The organism is Plantactinospora sp. B5E13, assembly GCF_039871775.1.
Lineage (GTDB): Bacteria > Actinomycetota > Actinomycetes > Mycobacteriales > Micromonosporaceae > Plantactinospora.
The window spans coordinates 214,276-232,503 of the sequence record NZ_JBDPLT010000006.1 but is presented as its reverse complement, the minus strand read 5'-3'; the positions used below and the strand labels follow the sequence as shown (position 1 = coordinate 232,503).

17 protein-coding genes are annotated in these 18,228 nt (G+C 72.2%); 9 read left to right on the top strand and 8 right to left on the bottom strand.

Features of this window, described 5'->3' with window-relative positions:
* Positions 1-148: 148 nt before the first annotated feature.
* The 3 genes from ABGB05_RS08395 to ABGB05_RS08385 all read left to right on the top strand — a co-directional run bounded on the left by ABGB05_RS08395 (position 149) and on the right by ABGB05_RS08385 (position 3,175).
* Positions 149-970, top strand: a complete 822-nt coding sequence (locus tag ABGB05_RS08395; RefSeq protein WP_347652624.1) for a hypothetical protein — start codon at positions 149-151, stop codon at positions 968-970.
* A 163-nt stretch (positions 971-1,133) separates the two neighbouring features.
* Positions 1,134-1,985 (top strand): SAM-dependent methyltransferase, encoded by an 852-nt coding sequence (locus tag ABGB05_RS08390; protein WP_347652623.1) that lies wholly within the window; start codon positions 1,134-1,136, stop codon positions 1,983-1,985.
* 158 nt (positions 1,986-2,143) lie between these two features.
* Complete coding sequence (locus tag ABGB05_RS08385) at positions 2,144-3,175, top strand: SAM-dependent methyltransferase (protein WP_347652622.1); 1,032 nt, start codon at positions 2,144-2,146, stop codon at positions 3,173-3,175.
* 76 nt (positions 3,176-3,251) lie between these two features.
* Here the strand turns inward: ABGB05_RS08385 and ABGB05_RS08380 are convergent, their stop codons facing one another.
* Positions 3,252-4,187, bottom strand: coding sequence for a peptidoglycan DD-metalloendopeptidase family protein (locus ABGB05_RS08380; RefSeq protein ID WP_347652621.1), 936 nt, complete (start codon positions 4,185-4,187; stop codon positions 3,252-3,254).
* A gap of 268 nt (positions 4,188-4,455) precedes the next feature.
* Here ABGB05_RS08380 and ABGB05_RS08375 point away from each other — a divergent pair, with 268 nt between their 5' ends.
* The 6 genes from ABGB05_RS08375 (at position 4,456) to ABGB05_RS08350 (ending at position 11,587) form a co-directional block, all read left to right on the top strand.
* On the top strand, positions 4,456-5,562 hold the full coding sequence (locus ABGB05_RS08375) for an L-dopachrome tautomerase-related protein (protein ID WP_347652620.1): 1,107 nt from the start codon (positions 4,456-4,458) through the stop codon (positions 5,560-5,562).
* Positions 5,563-5,804: 242 nt separating this feature from the next.
* Entirely contained in the window at positions 5,805-6,065 is a 261-nt protein-coding gene (locus ABGB05_RS08370; RefSeq protein ID WP_347652619.1) for an acyl carrier protein, read from the top strand.
* A complete protein-coding gene (locus ABGB05_RS08365; protein ID WP_347652618.1) occupies positions 6,055-7,293 on the top strand; it encodes a beta-ketoacyl synthase N-terminal-like domain-containing protein in 1,239 nt (412 codons plus the stop codon). Before ABGB05_RS08370 ends, ABGB05_RS08365 begins: the two co-directional genes overlap by 11 nt.
* Positions 7,277-8,503 carry a beta-ketoacyl synthase N-terminal-like domain-containing protein gene (locus ABGB05_RS08360; RefSeq protein ID WP_347652617.1) on the top strand — a complete coding sequence of 409 codons (1,227 nt, stop codon included), beginning with the start codon at positions 7,277-7,279 and terminating at the stop codon, positions 8,501-8,503. Before ABGB05_RS08365 ends, ABGB05_RS08360 begins: the two co-directional genes overlap by 17 nt.
* A complete protein-coding gene (locus tag ABGB05_RS08355) occupies positions 8,407-10,749 on the top strand; it encodes an AMP-binding protein (RefSeq protein ID WP_347652616.1) in 2,343 nt (780 codons plus the stop codon). Before ABGB05_RS08360 ends, ABGB05_RS08355 begins: the two co-directional genes overlap by 97 nt.
* Before the next feature lie 115 nt (positions 10,750-10,864).
* Positions 10,865-11,587, top strand: a complete 723-nt coding sequence (locus ABGB05_RS08350; RefSeq protein WP_347652615.1) for a hypothetical protein — start codon at positions 10,865-10,867, stop codon at positions 11,585-11,587.
* A 25-nt stretch (positions 11,588-11,612) separates the two neighbouring features.
* Here ABGB05_RS08350 and ABGB05_RS08345 read toward each other — a convergent pair whose 3' ends face one another.
* The 7 genes from ABGB05_RS08345 to ABGB05_RS08315 form a co-directional block, all read right to left on the bottom strand.
* On the bottom strand, positions 11,613-12,473 hold the full coding sequence (locus ABGB05_RS08345; protein WP_347652614.1) for an ABC transporter permease subunit: 861 nt from the start codon (positions 12,471-12,473) through the stop codon (positions 11,613-11,615).
* Positions 12,473-13,420, bottom strand: coding sequence for a sugar ABC transporter permease (locus ABGB05_RS08340; protein WP_347652613.1), 948 nt, complete (start codon positions 13,418-13,420; stop codon positions 12,473-12,475). The genes ABGB05_RS08345 and ABGB05_RS08340 overlap by 1 nt, the downstream gene beginning before the upstream one ends.
* A complete protein-coding gene (locus ABGB05_RS08335; protein ID WP_347652612.1) occupies positions 13,417-14,658 on the bottom strand; it encodes an ABC transporter ATP-binding protein in 1,242 nt (413 codons plus the stop codon). The genes ABGB05_RS08340 and ABGB05_RS08335 overlap by 4 nt, the downstream gene beginning before the upstream one ends.
* Before the next feature lie 39 nt (positions 14,659-14,697).
* Positions 14,698-15,912, bottom strand: a complete 1,215-nt coding sequence (locus ABGB05_RS08330) for an extracellular solute-binding protein (protein WP_347652611.1) — start codon at positions 15,910-15,912, stop codon at positions 14,698-14,700.
* A gap of 112 nt (positions 15,913-16,024) precedes the next feature.
* Positions 16,025-16,453 carry a hypothetical protein gene (locus ABGB05_RS08325; RefSeq protein WP_347652648.1) on the bottom strand — a complete coding sequence of 143 codons (429 nt, stop codon included), beginning with the start codon at positions 16,451-16,453 and terminating at the stop codon, positions 16,025-16,027.
* A 208-nt stretch (positions 16,454-16,661) separates the two neighbouring features.
* Positions 16,662-17,234: a VanZ family protein gene (locus tag ABGB05_RS08320; protein WP_347652610.1), complete on the bottom strand. Its 573-nt coding sequence runs from the start codon at positions 17,232-17,234 to the stop codon at positions 16,662-16,664.
* A gap of 1 nt (position 17,235) precedes the next feature.
* Positions 17,236-18,105, bottom strand: a complete 870-nt coding sequence (locus tag ABGB05_RS08315) for an NAD(P)-dependent oxidoreductase (RefSeq protein WP_347652609.1) — start codon at positions 18,103-18,105, stop codon at positions 17,236-17,238.
* Between the last annotated feature and the right edge of the window lie 123 nt (positions 18,106-18,228).

The window sequence follows — 18,228 nt, the reverse complement described above, 5'->3', positions numbered from 1 at the left end:
CCGACGTCACGCCGTGCGGCGGCGCGGATACCGACCGGGATGTCAGTAAACCAGAGAGGATCTTCGATGTCGACAGATTCCGTGGGGCGCTGGTGTCGTCCATCGATATCTGTCATGCTCTTGCGCCATGGTGGCCCTGACGAGACGCGTGCTCCCCCTCCTTCTGACCGTGGGTGTGGTACTGGCCGGCGGTCCGGTGGCGCTGGCCGGCGACGGCGTGGCCGCCGGCGGCCACGACCGGGGCGGTGCCGGACACGACCGGGGCGGTGCCGGACACGGCGACGGTTGCGGCAGGCGGGCGTTGCTGTTCTGCGAGGACTTCGAGCGGCTGCCGACCGGCGGCGCGGCGACGCTGGCCTGGGGCATCGACACCAGGGACGGCACCCTCACCGTCGAACGGCACCGGGGTGACAAGGTGCTGCGGGTGCACACCGAGGGCAACGGGCGGGCCTTCCTCCGGGTCGACGACTTCGCCGCCCCGGGCAACAGCTTCTACGGTCGGATGCGACTGCGGGTGGACGCCTTCCCGACCGCCCCCGACTGGGCACACTTCACCCTGGTCGAGGCGACCGGATCGGGGAGCGCCGAGATCGTCCGGCCGATCGGCGGCCAGTGGGCGCCGCCGCTGGGCGGGTCGTACTGGGGGGTCGGTGCCGACGGCGGTCCGACCGGCGACTGGACCAACTGGCGCGAGTCCGCGCCGACCACCGAGGACCGCTGGCAGTGCTTCGAGTGGCAGTGGGACGCCACCGACAACCGGATCGGCGTCTGGATCGACGGAGTGCCGCAACCGGATCTGACCGTCACCACCACCGAGCACGGCGGCAACCCGGTCGACTTCGTCCTGCCCCGGGCCGACACCGTGAAGATCGGCTGGCAGCTCTACCAGCCCGGACCGGTGCCGGACCACTTCGACCTCTGGCTGGACGACCTGGCGCTGGGCGAACGTCGGATCGGCTGCGGACGCTGAGGTCCGGTCCGGCACCCACCGGGGCGGGGCAGCGTCCGACCGGGCTGTCGGGGGCCGGACCGGACCGTCCACACCGGATGGTCCGGCCCGGCTCCCGGTTGGGTACGATTTCCCGAGCAGCGTGGCTACCCGGATGTCCGTACCAGAACCACGGAGCTGATCTGTGACCGCCCCCAACGACGGAGGCTTTCCGGCCTTCTCCATCGACGTGCCCACGTCGGCCCGGATGTACGACTACAACCTGGGCGGCAAGGACAACTTTCCGGTCGACCGGGCGGCGGTCCTGCACGTCTGCCGGCAGTACCCGGCGAGCCTCGACGTCACCCGGGAGAACCGTCGATTCCTTTACCGGGTGGTCCGGTTCCTTGCCCGTGATCTGGGCATCCGGCAGTTCCTCGATCTGGGCAGCGGCCTGCCGACCCAGGCGAACGTGCACCAGGTGGCACAGGAGTTCCGGCCCGGGGCCCGGGTCGTCTACGTCGACAGCGACCCGATCGTGCTGGCGCACGGCCGGGCCCTGCTGGCCGACGACGAGACGACCACGGTGATCGCCGCCGACGTCACCGAGCCGGAGACGATCCTCGCCGACGAGACCGTCCGGGAGATGATCGACTTCTCTGAGCCGGTCGGCGTACTGCTGCTGTCGGTGACCCACTCCATCGTCGACGACGCGGCCGTGCAGCACGTGCTCGACACGGTACGGGATGCGGTCGTGCCGGACAGCTACCTGGCGTACTCGCAGTTGGCCGGCCCGGATCCGGCGGGGGTGGCCGAGGGCAACGCGATGGTGGCGAAGATGGGCATCCCGTGGCGTAACCGCACCACGGCGGAGGTGGCTGCGTTCCTGCCCGGCTGGGATGCGGTGGAGCCCGGCCTGGTCGACGTCAAGACCTGGCGGCCCGATCCGGGCCAGCCGCCGCTCGCGCCGGTCGACGAGGCGCTCCGGCCCTACCTCGGCCAGGGTGCGAACGAGACCCGGTTCTTCGAGTACGGCGGCCTGCTGCGCCGTCCCTGACCGGCGCCGCGACCCGGCCGGCCCGGGCCCACGGCAGGTTCACGCTGTCCTGGCGCAGGTTTCACCTTGTTCGTGCGCCCCGGTTAACCGTCCATCGGTTCCGCCCACCTCGTCCTCTACGATCATCCCGGCCGTTGACCAAGAATGCTGCAGGGGACATGGGCACATACACGTTGTTGATTCTTCCGTCGTCGAACCGGGTCTACGCGGACGCCTCGGTGGCGCTGACCCGCGCGGAACTGGCGGTGTTCAACCGGGCCGTCCTCGGCGGCCGGTTGTCGGAACCGGCGGAAACGATTATCGGCGGTGTCCGTTACGTCACCTTCACCGCCGACGGCCTCACTGACCGGGACGTGGCGTTCCTGGCCAACCTCTCGTCGATCTACACCCTGTTCGAGGTGGTCGACGGCCTGCTCCGTCCGGTCGAGTTGCACCGGCTCGACCGTTTCGACGACGATCTGGTGACCATTCCGAAGTATCCCGGGAAGACGAACGAGCAGTTCACCAAACTGCTGTTGAACGTGACGCTGCTCTCCTCGGACCTGGCCCCGGAAATGTTGGACCGCAGATTTCGGGTGCTCGATCCGCTCTGCGGTCGGGGCACCACCCTGAACCAGGCACTCATGTACGGTTTCGACGCCGCCGGAGTCGACCGCGACCAGCAGGATTTCGAGGCGTACGCGACGTACATCCAGACCTGGCTCAAGCGGAAGCGGCTCAAGCACCGGGCCGAGTCCGGGCCGGTGCGCCGGGAGCGGAAGGTGGTCGGCCGCCGGTTGCAGGTGTCGCTCGCGGCCGACAAGGAGGCGTACCGCGCCGGCGACACCCAGCGGCTGGACGTGGTGAACGCGGACACCACCCGGAGCCTGGAGTTCTTCCGGCCCGGCAGCCAGGACCTGCTCGTCGCGGACGCGCCGTACGGCGTACAGCACGGCAGCCGCAGCGGCGACCGGCTGGTCCGCAGCCCGCTCGAACTGCTCGCCGCGGCCGCGCCGGTCTGGGCCGACCTGCTCCGGCCCGGCGGGGCGCTCGGGGTTGCCTGGAACACCAACGTGGCCCGCCGGGAGGAGGCGGTGGCCGTGCTCGCCGACGCCGGGCTGGAGGTCATGACCGCGGACCCGTACCTGGACTTCGTGCACCGGGTCGACCAGGCGATTGTCCGGGACATCGTGGTGGCCCGGAAGCCGTAGCGCCGCCACTGTCAGGAAGGGCCCCTCCCTCGCCACCAGCTACCGCCCGGCGACCGGAGAGGCCCCTCTTGGCGGCTCAGTAGCTGCACCCGCTGGTGGGCAGGCTGCTCGCGGCCGGCGGGGTGACGCCGTCGTAGAGGGCCAGCAGGTACGCCTGCGGGCAGCGCAGGGTGCTGCCGGTCCGGATGCCGAAGTGCAGGTGCGGTCCGGTCGAGTTGCCGGTGTTGCCGGTCGTGCCGATCCGCTGCCCGGCGGTGACGGTGGCCCCGCTCGCCACCGACCAGGCGGAGAAGTGGCAGTACGTGTAGACCGCCCCGTCCGTACCGGTCAGGTTGATTCCCTGGCCGCAGCTGCTGTCGTTGACCCGGACCACGGTGCCGGCCCGGACCGCGTATGCCGGGGTGCCGGTCGGCACCGGCAGGTCGATCGCCGGGTAGTCGTGGTGCGGGTCGTCGTACTCGCTGCGGGGCAGGGCGGTCCGGGGCAGCGGCATGGCGAAGGTGGTGCCGCCGGTGGCCGAGGTGATCCGTACCGCGTCGGCGACGACGTAGCCGGTGCCGCTGGTCCACCGGCTGACCCCGACCGCGTTGTAGTCGCCGGCGGCCAGCGGGAACGTGCCGAGGCTCACCCAGCGCCCGCCGTTGCCGCGTTGGTCCACCGGAATCGTCTGGTTGCCGCCGGTCGTGACCACGACAAACGGCGTCGCGCTGTTGTAGCCGGGATCGGCGGGGTACCAGACCTCGACCAGGTAGCTGCCGGCGGCCGGTACGGCGATCTTGAACCAGGCGGCGTCGCTGGCCGTGGTGTCCGGGGTGGCAAACCGGTAGTCGGGGCCCTGGCGCTGGCTGGACCAGGTGGACGTACCCCAACTGGTGCTGGCGGTGAAGCGGCCGGCGGTGGCGTTGTCGACAGTCACGGTCGCCGCCGCGGCCGGGCTGGCCGGGACCAGGGCGACGGCGGTGAGCGCGGTGGCGAGCAGGACGGTGAGGCCGCGGGTGTATCTGTTCGGCATGGTGATCCTTCCCGACGCAGGGGAGCCTGACGTGAAGGTATCTAACCAATTTTAATCTGCTATGGTAAGACTCTTACATAGACCGATCTCGCTGCGCCGGCCCTCGTGTCCGGTACGAACTCGCCGATTCCGGTCATGGCGCAGCCGGTGCTGACTTAGGGTTGGCCCGGTGGTCGGGTGGGCGGCCCGAGGTCCCGGCGGGGTCGGCGGCCCGGAGTCCGGGTCGGACACGTTGGTTCCCGGCCGTGACGTCCGAGGAGAGGTCCGGATGAGCGACCAGTTGGCCGGCGCCGAGCCGATCGGTGAACTCGAGGTGGTGCACACCTTCACCGGGGCCATGCCGACCGGCGTCACCGTCTCCCGACGCGGCCGGATCTTCGTCACCTTTCCCAAGTGGGGCGACGACGTCGAGGCGACCGTCGCCGAACTGCGCGACGGCACCTGCCGGCCCTACCCGGACCAGGCCTGGAACAGTCCGTCCGGCGACGACGACGCCGGCGCGTTCGTCTCGGCGCAGAGCGTCGTGGTCGACCCGGCCGACCGGCTCTGGGTACTGGACACCGGCAGCCCACTGCTCCAGCCGGTCCGCACCGGTGGCGCCAAGCTGGTCCGGATCGACCTCGACACCGACACCGTCGCCCAGACGATCGTCTTCCCGCCCGACGTCGCGCTCCCCACGTCGTACGTCAACGACGTCCGCTTCGACCTGCGGCGAGGGCCGGCCGGCACCGCCTTCGTCACCGACTCCGCCATGAACGGGCCGAACGGGATCATCGTGGTCGACCTGGCCACCGGCGAGTGCTGGCGCCGCCTGCACGACGACCCGTCGACCAAGGCGGCACCGTTGTCCACGTTCCGGCCCATCGTCGAGGGGCGGCCCTTCCTGCAACGCCCGGCCGACGGTCCGCCGAGCCCGCTCACCTTCGGCGCGGACGGGATCGCCATCTCGGCCGACGGCAGCCGACTCTTCTACTGCCCGCTGATGTCCCGGCAGTTCTACAGCGTCGCGGTGCACGCCCTGGTGGACCGGTCGATGGACGACGAACAGGTGCAGGCGACCGTCCGGGACGAGGGTGACAAAAGCAGCGGCTCCGACGGACTGGAGAGCGACGACGCCGGCCGGCTCTACCTCACCGCGTACGAGCAGAACGCCATCCTGCGCCGTGAGCCGGACGACGGCTTCGAGACCCTGGTACACGACCCGCGGCTGCTCTGGCCGGACACCATGTGTGTCGCCGCCGACGGCTTCCTCTACGTCACCGCCAACCAGTTGCACCGACAGGCGACGTACTGCGGCGGGGTGGACCGCCGTCAGAAACCGTACGTGCTGTTCCGGGTCCGCATCGACGCCAAACCCGTGGCACTGCTGCCCTGACCTGCGGCGTCGGGTCGGCCACGAATGTCGCGGACCGGCCGGCGGGCCGTCGCGGGCCGCCGTTGTCGATGCGGTGCATCGACCTGATCGGATCGCGGCAACCGCCTGTTCGGTCAGCTCGATCGAACGATCCGGTCGCATCCGAAGTGAGTCCCGGTCGTTGGCCCCTCGGAAAACCCAGAGCGGAGCCGACCCGCAACTTCCACGGACGTGGCACGCGGTGATCGGGAGAGGAGCCGGACTTGGCACACAGGGACGCGGTCTCGGCCGCCGTACTACGGAACCTGGCGGCCGAGATCTTCGAGGTCAGCCCGGACGAGATCACCGAGCGGGCGGCCTTCTACGAGGATCTCGGCATCGACTCGGTGCAGAAGGTGGAGTTCGTGGTCCGCGTCGAGCGGCAGTTCGGGGTACGGCTCACCGACGAGGAGGCGGCCGGTCTGCAGGACTTCGGCGACGCGCTCACCGTACTCCGGAATCGGGGCATCTCCGTTGGACCGTGACCGCACGCGCGCCGCCCGGCGTCCCGCCGTGGTGGTCTCCGGGGTCGGCGCGGTCTCCGCCGCCGGGCTCGGCAGCGAGGCGCTGTGGCGGGCGGTGACCGAGCGGCGGGTGCTGACCGGACCGGTGACCCGGTTCGACCTCTCCGGCTACCCGGCGCGGTCCGCGGCCGAGGTGCCGTCGGAGACGCTGGCCGCGCTCGCCGCGCTGGTGCCGGCTGCCGGTTCGCTGGCGGCCCGCTACCTCGTCGCCGCCACCCTGGAAGGCCTCCGGGACGCCGGGCTGCCCGCCCGCACCCGTCGGCACCGGCTCGGTCTGTTCGTCGGCACGGTGATGGCGACCCGGCCGGGTCTCGACCGGGGCATCGGCCCGGGTCGGCTCGTGGTGCCGCCCGACGGCGGCTGGGCCCGCCCGGACGACCTGCTGGCGCCGGTGCGCGCGGCGGTCGCGGTCACCGGCCCCACCGTTCTGCTCGCCCCCGGTTGCGCGGCCGGGAACAGCGCCATCGCCGCCGGTTGCCGGGCGATTGCCGCCGGCGAGGTGGACGTGGCGGTCTGCGCCGGGGTCTCCGAACTCTCCCTGGAGATCCTCGCGATGTTCACCTCGTTGCGGGCGCTCGAACCGGAGACGGTCCGGCCGTTCGACGTCAACCGGCGGGGCACCATTCCGGGCGAGGGAGCGGCCGTGCTGGTCCTGGAACCGGCCGACCGGGTCGTGGCCCGGGGGCGCCTCCCCGCCGCCGAGGTGCTGGCCTGCGCCGCCGCGGCGGACGCGCACAACCCCACCCAGCCGCACCCGGAGGGGCACGGCCTGGTGACGACGCTGCGTGGCTGCCTCGACCGGGCCGGACTGACCGCCGACGACGTGGACTGGATCTGCGCCCACGGCACCGGCACGCCGGCCAGCGACGGGATCGAGGCCAGGGCGGTGGCTCGGGCGCTGCCCGGGCCCCGCCGCCCGGTGGTCTCCTCGGTGAAGGGACAGTTCGGCCACGCGGAGGGGGCGGCCGCCGCCCTGGAGGCGGTGATCGCGGTACGCGCCCTGGCCGAGGACCTCGTGCCGGGGAACGTGACCCTGGTCGAGCCCGACCCGGACTGTGCCGGCATCGACCTGGTGGAGCCCGGCGGCCGGCGTACCCCCGTGCGGGCGGTGCTCAGTCAGGCGTTCGGGTTCGGTGGCGGCGTCTCGACCGTCCTGTTCGGAAGGCCGAGCGGTGCGACGACCGGCTGACGGGCGGTGCGCCGACGGCGACTGGCTGGCCGTCACCGGCCTGGGACTCCGGCTGGCCGGCGTGACCCGGCCCGAGGCGCTCGGCCGGCGCTTCGGCGCGGCGGAGCCACCGCCCCCGGTGCGGCACCGCTACGACGCCCCGGGGACGGACCTGGCGCCGGTCGAGTGGCGGGTGACCGCGCCGGTCGAGCCCGATCTGCCGGCGAGCGTTCCGGCCCGGGGACTCCGTGCCCTGCCGCACGAGTCCCGGCTCGCGCTCGCGGCGGCGGTCTCGGCCGAGGAACAGACGACCCGTCCGGTCAGGGGCCAGGCGGCGATTCCGGCCGGGAGGCAGGCGGACGGCCCGCCGCCGGCGCCGCCCGGGGCCGGCCCGGAGGCAACCGCGATCGCGTCGGGGCCGGCTGCGGTGCTCTGGGCCAGCTCGACCTCGGGGCTCGCCGAGTACGGCACCGTCTGCGTCGAGGCGGCCACCCTGGAACCGGGGCTGTGCAACCCCACCCTCGGCCCGGCCTCCTCGTTCAACGGTCCGGCCGCGACGGTCTCGATCCGGCTCGGCCTCGACGGCCCGAACGAGACGGTCACCGGTGGCCCGACCGCCGGACTGTCCGCCCTGGTCGAGGCGGGACGCCTGGTCGCCGACGGCGCGGCGGTCCGGGCGCTGGTCGGCGGCTCGGCGACGGTGAGCCGGTGGAGCCTCGCCGCCCACAGCGGGCACCTCGTGGCGGCGGAGGGCGCCGGCTGCCTCGCCGTACGGCCCTGGCGCGACGTCGAGCCGGGGGTGCGACTCGGCCGGTTCCACCGGACCGGCCTGGCCGCCGGCGACCTGGTCAACCAGGCACGTGACCTGGTCCGGGGCGCGGTCGTCCCGGACGGGCCGGTACCGGGTCCGCTGGTCGTCTCGACCCCGGACGTCGAGCTGGTCGAGGCCCTGGCCAAGGACCATCCCCAGCCGGTCTGGCACCTGGAGCGGGTGCTGGGCGACTTCGGCGCGGCCGGGGGTCTGATCGCCGTGACCTGTGCCGTGGCCCACTGTCTCAACTCACCCTCGCCGACGGCTCTGCTCGTCCTGGCGGTCGAGCCGTGCGGAAACGCGGCCATCATGGAGGTGTCATCGTGGGGAGCGTCAACCTTGTCGAGCGGCTGCTCGGCCGACAACTCGCACTCGGACGGGGCGAGCGGCCGGCGTACGTCGACCCGGGCGGTGAGCTGAGCTACGCCCAGCTGTACCGGGCCGTCCGGTGGTATGCGGCGCGGCTCGCCGCGGCCGGGGTCCAACCCGGAACCCGGGGACTCGTGCTCGCCGACGACTCCGTCGCGACCGTCGTGGCGGTCCTGGCCCTGTGGTGGCGGGGCGCGGTCGCGGTCCCGGTCAGCCCGATGCTGACCGGAACGGAGATCAGCTTCATCGCCGGGAACTGCCGGGCGGGCTTCCTGCACGCCGACGAACGCGGCGCCGACCTGGCGGTCCGGGCCGGACTGGCCGGGTTACCCCGGGGCGGCGCCGACTGGACGGAGCCGGGCGCCGACCCGGCACCACCGCCGGCCAGCCATCCGCCGGCCGAGGTGCTGCTGATCCAGTACACCTCGGGCAGCACCGGCGACCCGAAGGGCGTACTGCACGCGGCCTCCGGGGTGGACGGTGTGCTGGACGGCTTCGGCCGGCTGCTCGACCTGCGCCCCGAGGACACCGTGCTCTCCACGGCGAAACTCTCCTTCGGCTACGGGTTCGGCAACTCTCTGCTGTTCCCGCTCGCGGCCGGTGCCCGGGTCGTCCTCCACCAGGGGCCGCCGGACGTGTTCCGGTTGGCCGCGACGATCGCCCGCCACCGACCCACGGTGCTCTGCGCGGTGCCGCGGATCTACGCCGCGCTGCTGGACCGGGCCCGTCGGTCGGAGACCGCCGAGCCGGGCCGGGAGCCGGCACTCGACCTCGGTTCGGTACGGCTCGCCGTCTCGGCCGGGGAACACCTGCCGGCCTCGCTCTGCGTGGACTTCGACCGGACCTTCGGTGTCCCGCTGCTCAACGGGCTGGGCGCGACGGAGGTGCTGCACATCGTGGCGTCGACCCGGAGCAGCCGGCCCGGTTCGACCGGGCGGGCGGTGCCGGATACGACGCTGACGGTACGCGACGACGCCGGCCGGGTCCTGCCGGTCGGCGCGGAGGGACGGTTGCACGTCGCCGGCCCCTCGGTCGCGGTCGGCTATCTCGACCGACCCGAGGCGAACGCCCGGACCTTCGCCGACGGCGGTGCCTACACCGGTGACATCGTCCGTCAGGAACCCAACGGTGAACTCGGGTACGTCTGCCGGCACGACGACCTGATCAACCTCGGCGGCTACAAGGTCTCTCCGCTCGACGTCGAGGCGGCGGTCCGCGACCTGCCCGGGCTGGCCCAGTGTGCGGTGGTCGGCGGGCGCGACGACACCGGGCTGGAACAGGCGGTCGCGTACCTCGTGCCGGCGCAGGGGACCGGACCGGAGGCGCTGCGCCGGGCGGCCAGGGCGGCGTTCCGGGCGAACCTACCGGCGTTCAAACGACCGGCCGTGGTCGAGGTGGTCGACGAGTTGCCGGTCACCTCCACCGGCAAGCTGGCCCGGTTCCGGCTCCGGACCCGCCCGGGTCCCGGTGCCGACCCGGTGACGCGTCCCGCCGTCCCCGCCGCCCGGCCCGGCGGGATCGCGCACCGGCCCGGCGAGGTCGGGGGAGCGGCTGGCGGGTCCGGAGGACCAGGTCAGGAGGCGGGGCAGGGCGGTGGGGCCGGACCCGTGGCGGTCCGGATGCGGATGCTCCGGGACGGGCCGGGCCGGACCCTGGTCTGCATCCCGTACGCCGGCGGCTCCTCCGGAGCCTTCACCCGACTGGCCCGCCACCTGCCGGAATCGTGGCGGGTGGTGGCGGGGGAGGCGGTGTACCACGACGGCGCCACCGTCAACGACGCGGCTCGGGCCTGGTGGCAGGCGGGCGCCCCGTACCTCGGCGACCGGTCGGTGCTGTTCGGCCACAGCCTCGGCGCGGTGCTGGCGGCGGCGGTGGCCGATGCCGCCGGTGACGGACTGGGCGGCGCACAGGTGGTCCTCTCCGCCCCGCCGGTGCTGACCGCGGGGCCGGACCGGCCCGTGCTCGTCTCGGACGACGACGACGTCCTGCTGGCCGGGCTGCGTGACGCCGGGCTGCTTCCGACGACCTCGCTGAACGCGGAGGAGATCAGCCGCCTGCTGCTGCCCCGGTTCCGTCGGGACATCTCGCTGGCGCCCGACGGCTTCCAGGGGGTCCGCAGCCGTCCGGTGCACGTGCTGCTCGGCACGGACGACCGGCTCTGCACCCGGGAGGCGATCGCCGCGCTGCTGCCCGCGCAGCGGATGGCGAGCCTGCACCTGGTCAGCGGCGACCACTACTTCGTGGCCAGCAACCCGGAACAGACCGCCCGGATCCTCGCCGGGATGTTCACCGACTGAATCCGCCGGCCCGTCCGGGCGCACCGAACACAGTGGAGTGATCGCAAGAGGTGACGAGATAAACTCGCTCTGTAGTAGGAGGTTCTGCGCGTACCCCCTGTCGCGAAGGGCTGCCATGACCCAGCCGGATCCGTCCCACGTCCCGCTCACGGCCGAGACGTCCGCGACCGTCGAGCCCGCACCGCCCAACGCCCCGCCGACGGCGTCCGTGGTGGTGGCATCCGGCGGGGCCGGCGGCTGGCGGACCGCGTCCCGGCACCTCGCCCGAACGCGTCACCGTCTCGCCCGGCTGCCCCGCCGGCTCGGCACATTCGCCAGGGAACACAAGGAGATCGCCGCCGCCGTTGTCGGGGGGCTGCTCGCCATTCTCGGCACCATCGTCACCAACGGGCTGCCCGGCGGTGCCGACGCCCCGTCCGACGCTGACCGGACGGTGGGCGCGGCGCCGCCCGCCGGCCCGGAGGTCGTGGTCACCGGCAACGCCTCGCCGGCTCATGCCGCTGTCGTCACGGCGACCGTGGTCAACACCGGTGGTGACGGCGTGTACACGTACGCGGGACCGAACACCCGGTCCCGGTACCGCGACGGGTACCTCGACAACGACCTCGTCCGGGTGGTCTGCCAGGAGCGGAACGGGCAGCTTGTCGCCGACGTGGATCCGGCGCCCGGCCAGCCGGCGCGGTGGCCGGTCTGGAACAGACTGGAGGACGGCCGATGGATACCGGACCTCTGGACGAACCTGCCCAAGGAGCCCGGGCCCGACCCGCCACACGGACTCCCCACCTGCCCGGCGACGCCGCCGGACACGACCGGCGCGAGCGGCGACCCGGGCGGTTGACCTCCGCCACCCGGGCCGCCACCGCTCACTCGACGTCCTCCTTCACCCGGGCCACCAACTGGGTCGGATTGACAAAACGCAGCGCGATCACCAGCAGCACCAGCATCATCGTGGTGTACATGACCGCCATCGCGTCGATGGACTGCTGGGCCCGGATCCCGGCCGCCGACATCGAGTAGTACAACGCCACCACCAGGGTCTGCGAGTCCGGCCCGGCGGTGAGGAAGGTCAACTCGAACATCCCGACGGTGCGGACCAGCACCAGGATCGACGCGGCGAGGATCCCCGGGGTGAGCAGCGGGGCGAGGATCCGGACGAAGATCTGCCGGGTCCCGGCCCCGCACATCCGGGCCGCCCGCTCCAGCGCCGGATCGATCTGCTCGATGAACGGCGTCATGGTGAGGATGACAAACGGCACCGACGGCACCAGGTTCGCCAGCACCACCCCGGACAGGTGCCCGGCGAAGCCGTACTTGTAGAGCACCGTGGCCAACGGGATGCCGTAGGTGATCGGCGGCATCAGGATCGGCAGCAGGAACAGCAGGTAGAGCAGCCGCCGGCCGGGGAACGACCGGCGGGCGAGCACGTACGCCGCCGGCACCCCGATCAGGACGGAGATGCCGACGACCAGCAGCGACACCTGCAGGGTCACCAGCAGGACCTGGAACAGCCCGAACTCCTGCCAGGCCTGGCCGTACCAGCGGGTGGTGTAGTCCTGCGGCAGCCAGGTGTCGTACCAGCGGCTGCCGAAGGAGCTGACCAGCACCGAGCCGATCAGCCCGGCCAGGTTGACGAAGAAGAAGACCACCGCGCCCCAGATCAGCCAGCCGGCCGGGCTGGCCACCAGGCGCCGCCGGCGGCGGGCGGGGGCGGGTACCGAGACCATCAGCCCTTCCCTCCCGCCGTCGAGCCGGTGTAGAGCAGTGCCCGCCAGCCGAGCACCGCCGCGATGACCAGCAGCTCCACCAGACCCATCAGCACCGCGATGGTGGCTGCCAACGGGTAGTCGTACCGGACGTACGCCGCGTCGTAGGCGGCGATCGAGATGACCCGGGTCGTTCCGGCCGGGTCACCGACGAGCACCGCCGAGGGGAAGACGCTGAACGCCAGGACGAACGTGAGGCAGAAGGTGGTCGCCAGCCCCGGCGCCAGCAGCGGCAGGGTGACCCGGCGGAACCGCTGCCACCAGCCGGCGCCGAGGGTCGCCGCCGCCCGTTCCAGGGTCGGGTCGATCCCCGACAGGTACGAGAGCACCAGCAGGAAGGCGAACGGGAACCCGGTGATGACGATGGAGAAGAAGACACCCCAGTAGTTGTTGGTCAGGCGTACCGGGTCGTCGGTGAGTCCGACCGTCATCAGGATCCGGTTGAACCACCCGGTCGGACCGAGGAAGTTCAGCAGCCCCTGGGCGGTCAGCACCGTGCCGAGGGTGATCGGCACCACCAGCACCGTGGTGATCAGCCGCTTGCCCCGGAACCGTCCCCGCAGCCGGTACGCGATCGGCACCGAGGCCGCGACGTTGAGCAGCGCCGCCGGCAGCGACAGCCGCAGCGTCGTCCAGATGGTGTCCCGCTGGTACGGGTCGGAGAAGAACTCCTGGTACGCCGCGAACGGCCCACCCTCGGTGGGCTGGAACGACAACCCGACGCCGTACCCGAACGGGTAGATGAACAACACCAGGATGAACACGGCGGCCGGGACGAGCAGCAGGAGTTGCCGGTCCACGCCACGCTCGGCGAGCCGGTGCCGCAGCGCGACCCGGGCCCGGGGCCGGACGTCCAACCGTTGCCCGGTCGGCTCGTCGGTCCGTCCCGGCGTTGTGGTCGCGCTCACCGGGTCCCCCCGATGCTGGCCCCGCCCGCCGCCTCGCCGGCGGCAGCGCCCTCGACCGGCCCGGCGGCAGCGCCCTCGACCGGCCCGCCTGCGGCGGCCTCACCCGCCGGCCCGGCAGCGCCGGTCGCGGCCGCCCCCTGCGGAGCGGCCATCTCCGCAGCCGCCCCATCCGCAGCCGGCGCGTCCGGATCCGCTGGAAAGACCAGCAGCCGGGCCGGGTCGACGCTGATCCCGATCCGGTCGCCGACCGCCGGCCGCTGCTCGGTACGCAGGTTGAACTGCACCCCGTCGGTGGTCCGTGCCTCGACCGCCACCTCCCGGCCCTGGTACTCGACCACCTCGACGGTGGCCGGCACACCCGTTCCCGGGTCGGTGATCCGCAGGTCCTCCGGGCGTACCCCGGCGATCACCTCGGCCCCGGCGGCGACCGTCCCCACCGCGGTACCGACCAGGCGCAGGCCCTGGCCGGTCACCACCACCTCGTCGCCGGTACGCTTCCCGGCCCGCAACCGGAACAGGTTGCGGTAGCCCATGAAGTCGGCGACGTGCCAGTTCGTCGGCCGGGTGTGCAACTCCTCCGGACTGCCGACCTGCTGCACCCGGCCCGCCCGGAGCACCACCAGCCGGTCCGCAAGGGAGAGCGCCTCCTCCTGGTCGTGGGTGACGTAGACCGTGGTCAGCCCCAACGACTGGTGCAGGCGTCGGATCTCGGTCCGCATCTCCAGCCGCAGCTTGGCGTCCAGGTTGGACAGCGGCTCGTCCATCAGCACCAACGACGGCTCCAGTACGACCGCCCGGGCGATCGCGACCCGCTGCTGCTGACCGCCGGAGAGCTGACCGGGGAGCTTGTTGGCGTGCTCCTCCAGCCGGACCAGCCGGATCGCCTCCTCGGTACGACGGCGGACCTCGGCCCGGGGCAGCCGGCGCATCTGCAGCCCGAACGCCACGTTCCGGCGTACCGACATGTGCGGGAAGAGGGCGTAGTTCTGGAAGACCATGCCGAAGCCCCGCCGCTCCGCCGGTACGGTGTCCAGCCGCGTGTCGTCGGACCAGATGCTGCCCCGGGTCAGCGGCAGCAGCCCGGCGAGACAGTTCAACGCCGTCGACTTGCCGCAGCCGGACGGCCCCAGCAGGGCGATGAACTCTCCGCGTCGGACCGTCAGGTTCAGGTCGACCAGGGCGTCGTGGCCGGCGAAACTGCGGGTCACGTCCTCCAGCCGCAGCTCAGCAAAGTTCACTGAATCCCACCTCTTGCTCGCGACCGCCGGGCTCGCGCCTCACTTGGACACCTTGGCGCCGCCGATTTCGCGGTCCCACCGGCTGAACGCCTCGACCAGCGCCTTGGCGTCCAGCGGTACCTCCAGTGGGTTGTTGGCGATCAGTTGCTCGTACTCGGGGCGGCCGTACCGCTCGATCGCCTTGCGGCTCTCCTCCGGCGCCATCGACAGCGGCACGTCCCTGATCGCCGGCCCGGGGTAGAAGTAGCCCTGGTCGTACGCCTTCGCCTGCTGCTCGGGGGTGAGCATCCAGTTCAGCAGGGCGAGGATCGCGGCCTGCTTGTCCGTCGAGACGCCCTTCGGCACGACGGCGTAGTGCGCGTCGGTGACCCAGTGGAAGCCGGCCAGGGTGCCGATCCTCGCCTCCTCGGGCACGGTGCCGAGCACCCGCGGGTTGATGTCCCAGCCGGTCGTACTGACGATGACCTTCGCGGAGCCGTTGGCCAGGTTCTTCATCGTGTCGCCGGTGCCGGACGGGTAGAGCTCGACGTACTTGTTCAACTCGGCCAGGTACGCCCAGGTCTTGGTCCAGCCGTTCACCGGGTCCTTCGGGTTCGAGTCACCCAGCAGGTACGGCAGACCCATCAGGAAGGTCCGGCCCGGCCCCGAGTTCGACGGGCGGGCGTACTGCACCGCGCCCGGGTTCGCCTTCGCGTACTCGAGCAACTCTTCCGCGCTCTTCGGCGGGTTCGGCACCTTCGACGGCAGGTACTCGATCAGCGGACCGGACGGGTAGTAGGTGACGGTCACCCCGAAGTCGCCGGCCAGCTTCTGCATGTTGGCCGCGCCGGGCAGGTAGTTCGCCATCCCGGTCAGCCGGTTGGCGTGGGTGGGCAGCAGCGGGGTCCAGAGCGACTGGTCGATACCGGCGGCCAGACCGTCCACCCCGGTCAGCACCAGGTCGATCTCCACCCGGTTGGCGTCCTGCTGGGCCTTGACCTTGCCGACCAGTTCCGGCGCCGGGGACTTCGAGTACGTCACCCGGGAGACCGTGTCCGGGTTCTTCGCCGCGAACTCGTCGATCATCCCCTGGGTGAGCTGCAGGTTTCCGGCGACGTCCAGGATGTTCAGCACCACCGGCGAGCCGGGCTTGTCGGGCACCGGGCCGCCGGTGGACGCCGGACCCGATCCCTCCGGCGCGCCACATCCGGCGACCAGGCCCAGAGCGGTGGTCAGGGCCGTGGCGGTGAGCAACCGCCGCAAACTTCGACGCATGCCGATCTTTCCTTTCCAAGTGGTGTGCGGCCCGCCCCGACCCTCTCGGATCGGAACGGACCGCGTGGTTGGTGTTGTCGGCTGAGGTGTCGGTACGGGGGACTGAGACGTTTTAGTGGCCGGCCCGGAAACTCTCCGGCGGGCCCAGGTAGCTGGGCCGGAGTCCGCCGGTGTCCACCACCAGGTGCTGCAGCACCACGGTCGGGTCGACCATCCAGAACGTCAGGGTGTGCCGCCCGGGCCGGTCGACCAGGTGAGTGGTGGCGGTGACGTTGACGTTGTCGGAGGTGTTCCGCTCCCACTGCCGGTTCATCGAGGTGTCGTTCGCCCCGGTCGCCGTGGTCACGTTGACCACCTGCGGCGGGCCGTCGTCGAGCGACACCGCGTACCGGAGCCCTTGGGCGGGCAGCACGTTGTTGCGCGGTGACAGGTACGTCAGCACTCGCACCGGCCCGGTGGTGGTGAGGGTCAGGTCGTACTCCAGCCGGGGACCGTCGCCGCCCGGGACGCGACCGGGCGCGGTCAGCGGTACGGGCGAAATTTTCAGAAGCGTTCCGGAATGAGAAATCTAAACACATCTCCGGGTGGGGTCAAGGCCACTGTGGATGCTCCGCCGTCACGTACCGCCGTCACCTGCGACAACCGCGGCACCGTCCGGACGGGAGAAGTCTTCGGCACCTTCCGGTGGATACTCGGTCTGGATTGTTCCCGGAGCGGCTCAGAAATAGTTCAGAGTGTGATGTCCGGGTTCACCGAACGGAGTGTTCGACGCCCGCCCCTGTCGTGGTCGGCGTGGGGGTATCGCTGCTCCGGCATCGGAGGGACCGGGTCGCCCACGCGGCCAGCCCGGCCCCGGCGGCGTTCAGCAACACGTCGTCGACGCTGGTCACCCGACCGATCTGCGCGGCGTACTGGAGCGCCTCCACGGTGACCGAGGCGCCGGCGGCGACGACCAGCACGGTGCGGACGCCGATCCCCCACCGTACCGGGGCGAGCGCGCCGAAGGCGGCGAAGACCAGCAGGTTGCCGCCGATCTGCACCACGGCGGTGCTGGGGTCCCCGGCGAGCTGCGCGACCAGTTCACGCAGCGGCACCGGGGACAGGGCCCGCCCGTCACCCCGGGGCGTCAGGATCATCCAGAGCCACGGCGCCGTGCCGAGCAGCATGCCGAGCTCGGTCAGGGTCGCCCGGCGGGCCCGCTCGGGTGACACGCCGGCGGCGCGACGGGTGGCGACGATCAGCGCGGCGAGCAGCGCGGTGACCGGGACGGCCAGCGCGGAGACGGTGAGTACGTCGCCCCACTCGGCCCAGACCTGACCCACGTCAGTGCTGGAGCGCGCGGGTGATCACGGTGACGTCCTCGTCGCCGAGGCCCCGGTCCACCGCCCGCTGCCACTGCCCGGCCAGGCTGCCGGCCACCGCGAACCGGTCGACGTCGACCTCACGCAGGGCGAGTCTGACGTCCTTGAGCCCGAGCGCCAGCGAGTACTGCGGGTGGTACTCGTCCCGGCCGATCCGGTCCAGTTTCTCGGCCGCCCACGGCGAGACGAGCGGGCTGCCCCGCAGCGCGCCGAGCACCGCCGACCGGTCCAGGCCCAGCGTCTCACCGAGCGCGACCGCCTCGGCGATGCCCTCGGCGAGAAAGGCGAGCAACAGGTTGTTGACCAGTTTGATCCGGGAGCCGGCTCCGACCGGACCGGCCCAGACCGTCCGCTGGCCGAGCACGTCGAACACCGGTGCTATCCGGTCCCGGACCTGTTCCGGTCCGGAGGCGAGGATGACCAGCTGACCCTGCGCGGCCGGGCCGCGGCTGCCGGCCACCGGTGCGTCGAGCAGGACGACGTCGGGGCGTTGCTCGCTGACCAGTCGGGCGAGGCGTTCGGTGCCGGCGACCCCGATGGTGCTCATCTGGGCCCAGATCGCGCCCTCCGGCATCGCGGCCAGCATGCCCTGGTCGGCGGCGATGGCCTGCACCGCGTCCGCGTCGGTGACCATGGTGATCACCACGTCCGCGTGCCGGACCGCCTCGGCCGGGCTGTCGGCGACCTCCGCCCCCTGCCCGCCGAGCTGTCGGGCCGGCCCGGGGCGGCGGTTCCAGACGACGGTGGACAGGCCGGCCCGGATCAGGTTGGCGGCCATCGGCTGGCCCATGCCGCCGAGCCCGAGTACGGCCACCCGCAGTCCGTCCGCCATCGGTTGTCGCCTCCTGGAATACGCGGTTGTCCTCTCCGGCAGCCTAGGACACGGTCCGGGATCGCCGACCGGGAATCCGGCCCCTGCCGGGCGGGTGCCCGGTGTTGCTCCGACTGCCGGTTC

Excerpts from the sequence above, each read along its gene's own strand:
- ABGB05_RS08350 (WP_347652615.1), top strand. The coding sequence starts at position 10,865 with ATGACCCAGCCGGATCCGTCCCACGTCCCGCTCACGGCCGAGACGTCC.
- ABGB05_RS08330 (WP_347652611.1), bottom strand. The coding sequence starts at position 15,912 with ATGCGTCGAAGTTTGCGGCGGTTGCTCACCGCCACGGCCCTGACCACC.
- ABGB05_RS08380 (WP_347652621.1), bottom strand. The coding sequence starts at position 4,187 with ATGCCGAACAGATACACCCGCGGCCTCACCGTCCTGCTCGCCACCGCG.
- ABGB05_RS08315 (WP_347652609.1), bottom strand. The coding sequence starts at position 18,105 with ATGGCGGACGGACTGCGGGTGGCCGTACTCGGGCTCGGCGGCATGGGC.
- ABGB05_RS08385 (WP_347652622.1), top strand. The coding sequence starts at position 2,144 with ATGGGCACATACACGTTGTTGATTCTTCCGTCGTCGAACCGGGTCTAC.
- ABGB05_RS08345 (WP_347652614.1), bottom strand. The coding sequence starts at position 12,473 with ATGGTCTCGGTACCCGCCCCCGCCCGCCGCCGGCGGCGCCTGGTGGCC.
- ABGB05_RS08375 (WP_347652620.1), top strand. The coding sequence starts at position 4,456 with ATGAGCGACCAGTTGGCCGGCGCCGAGCCGATCGGTGAACTCGAGGTG.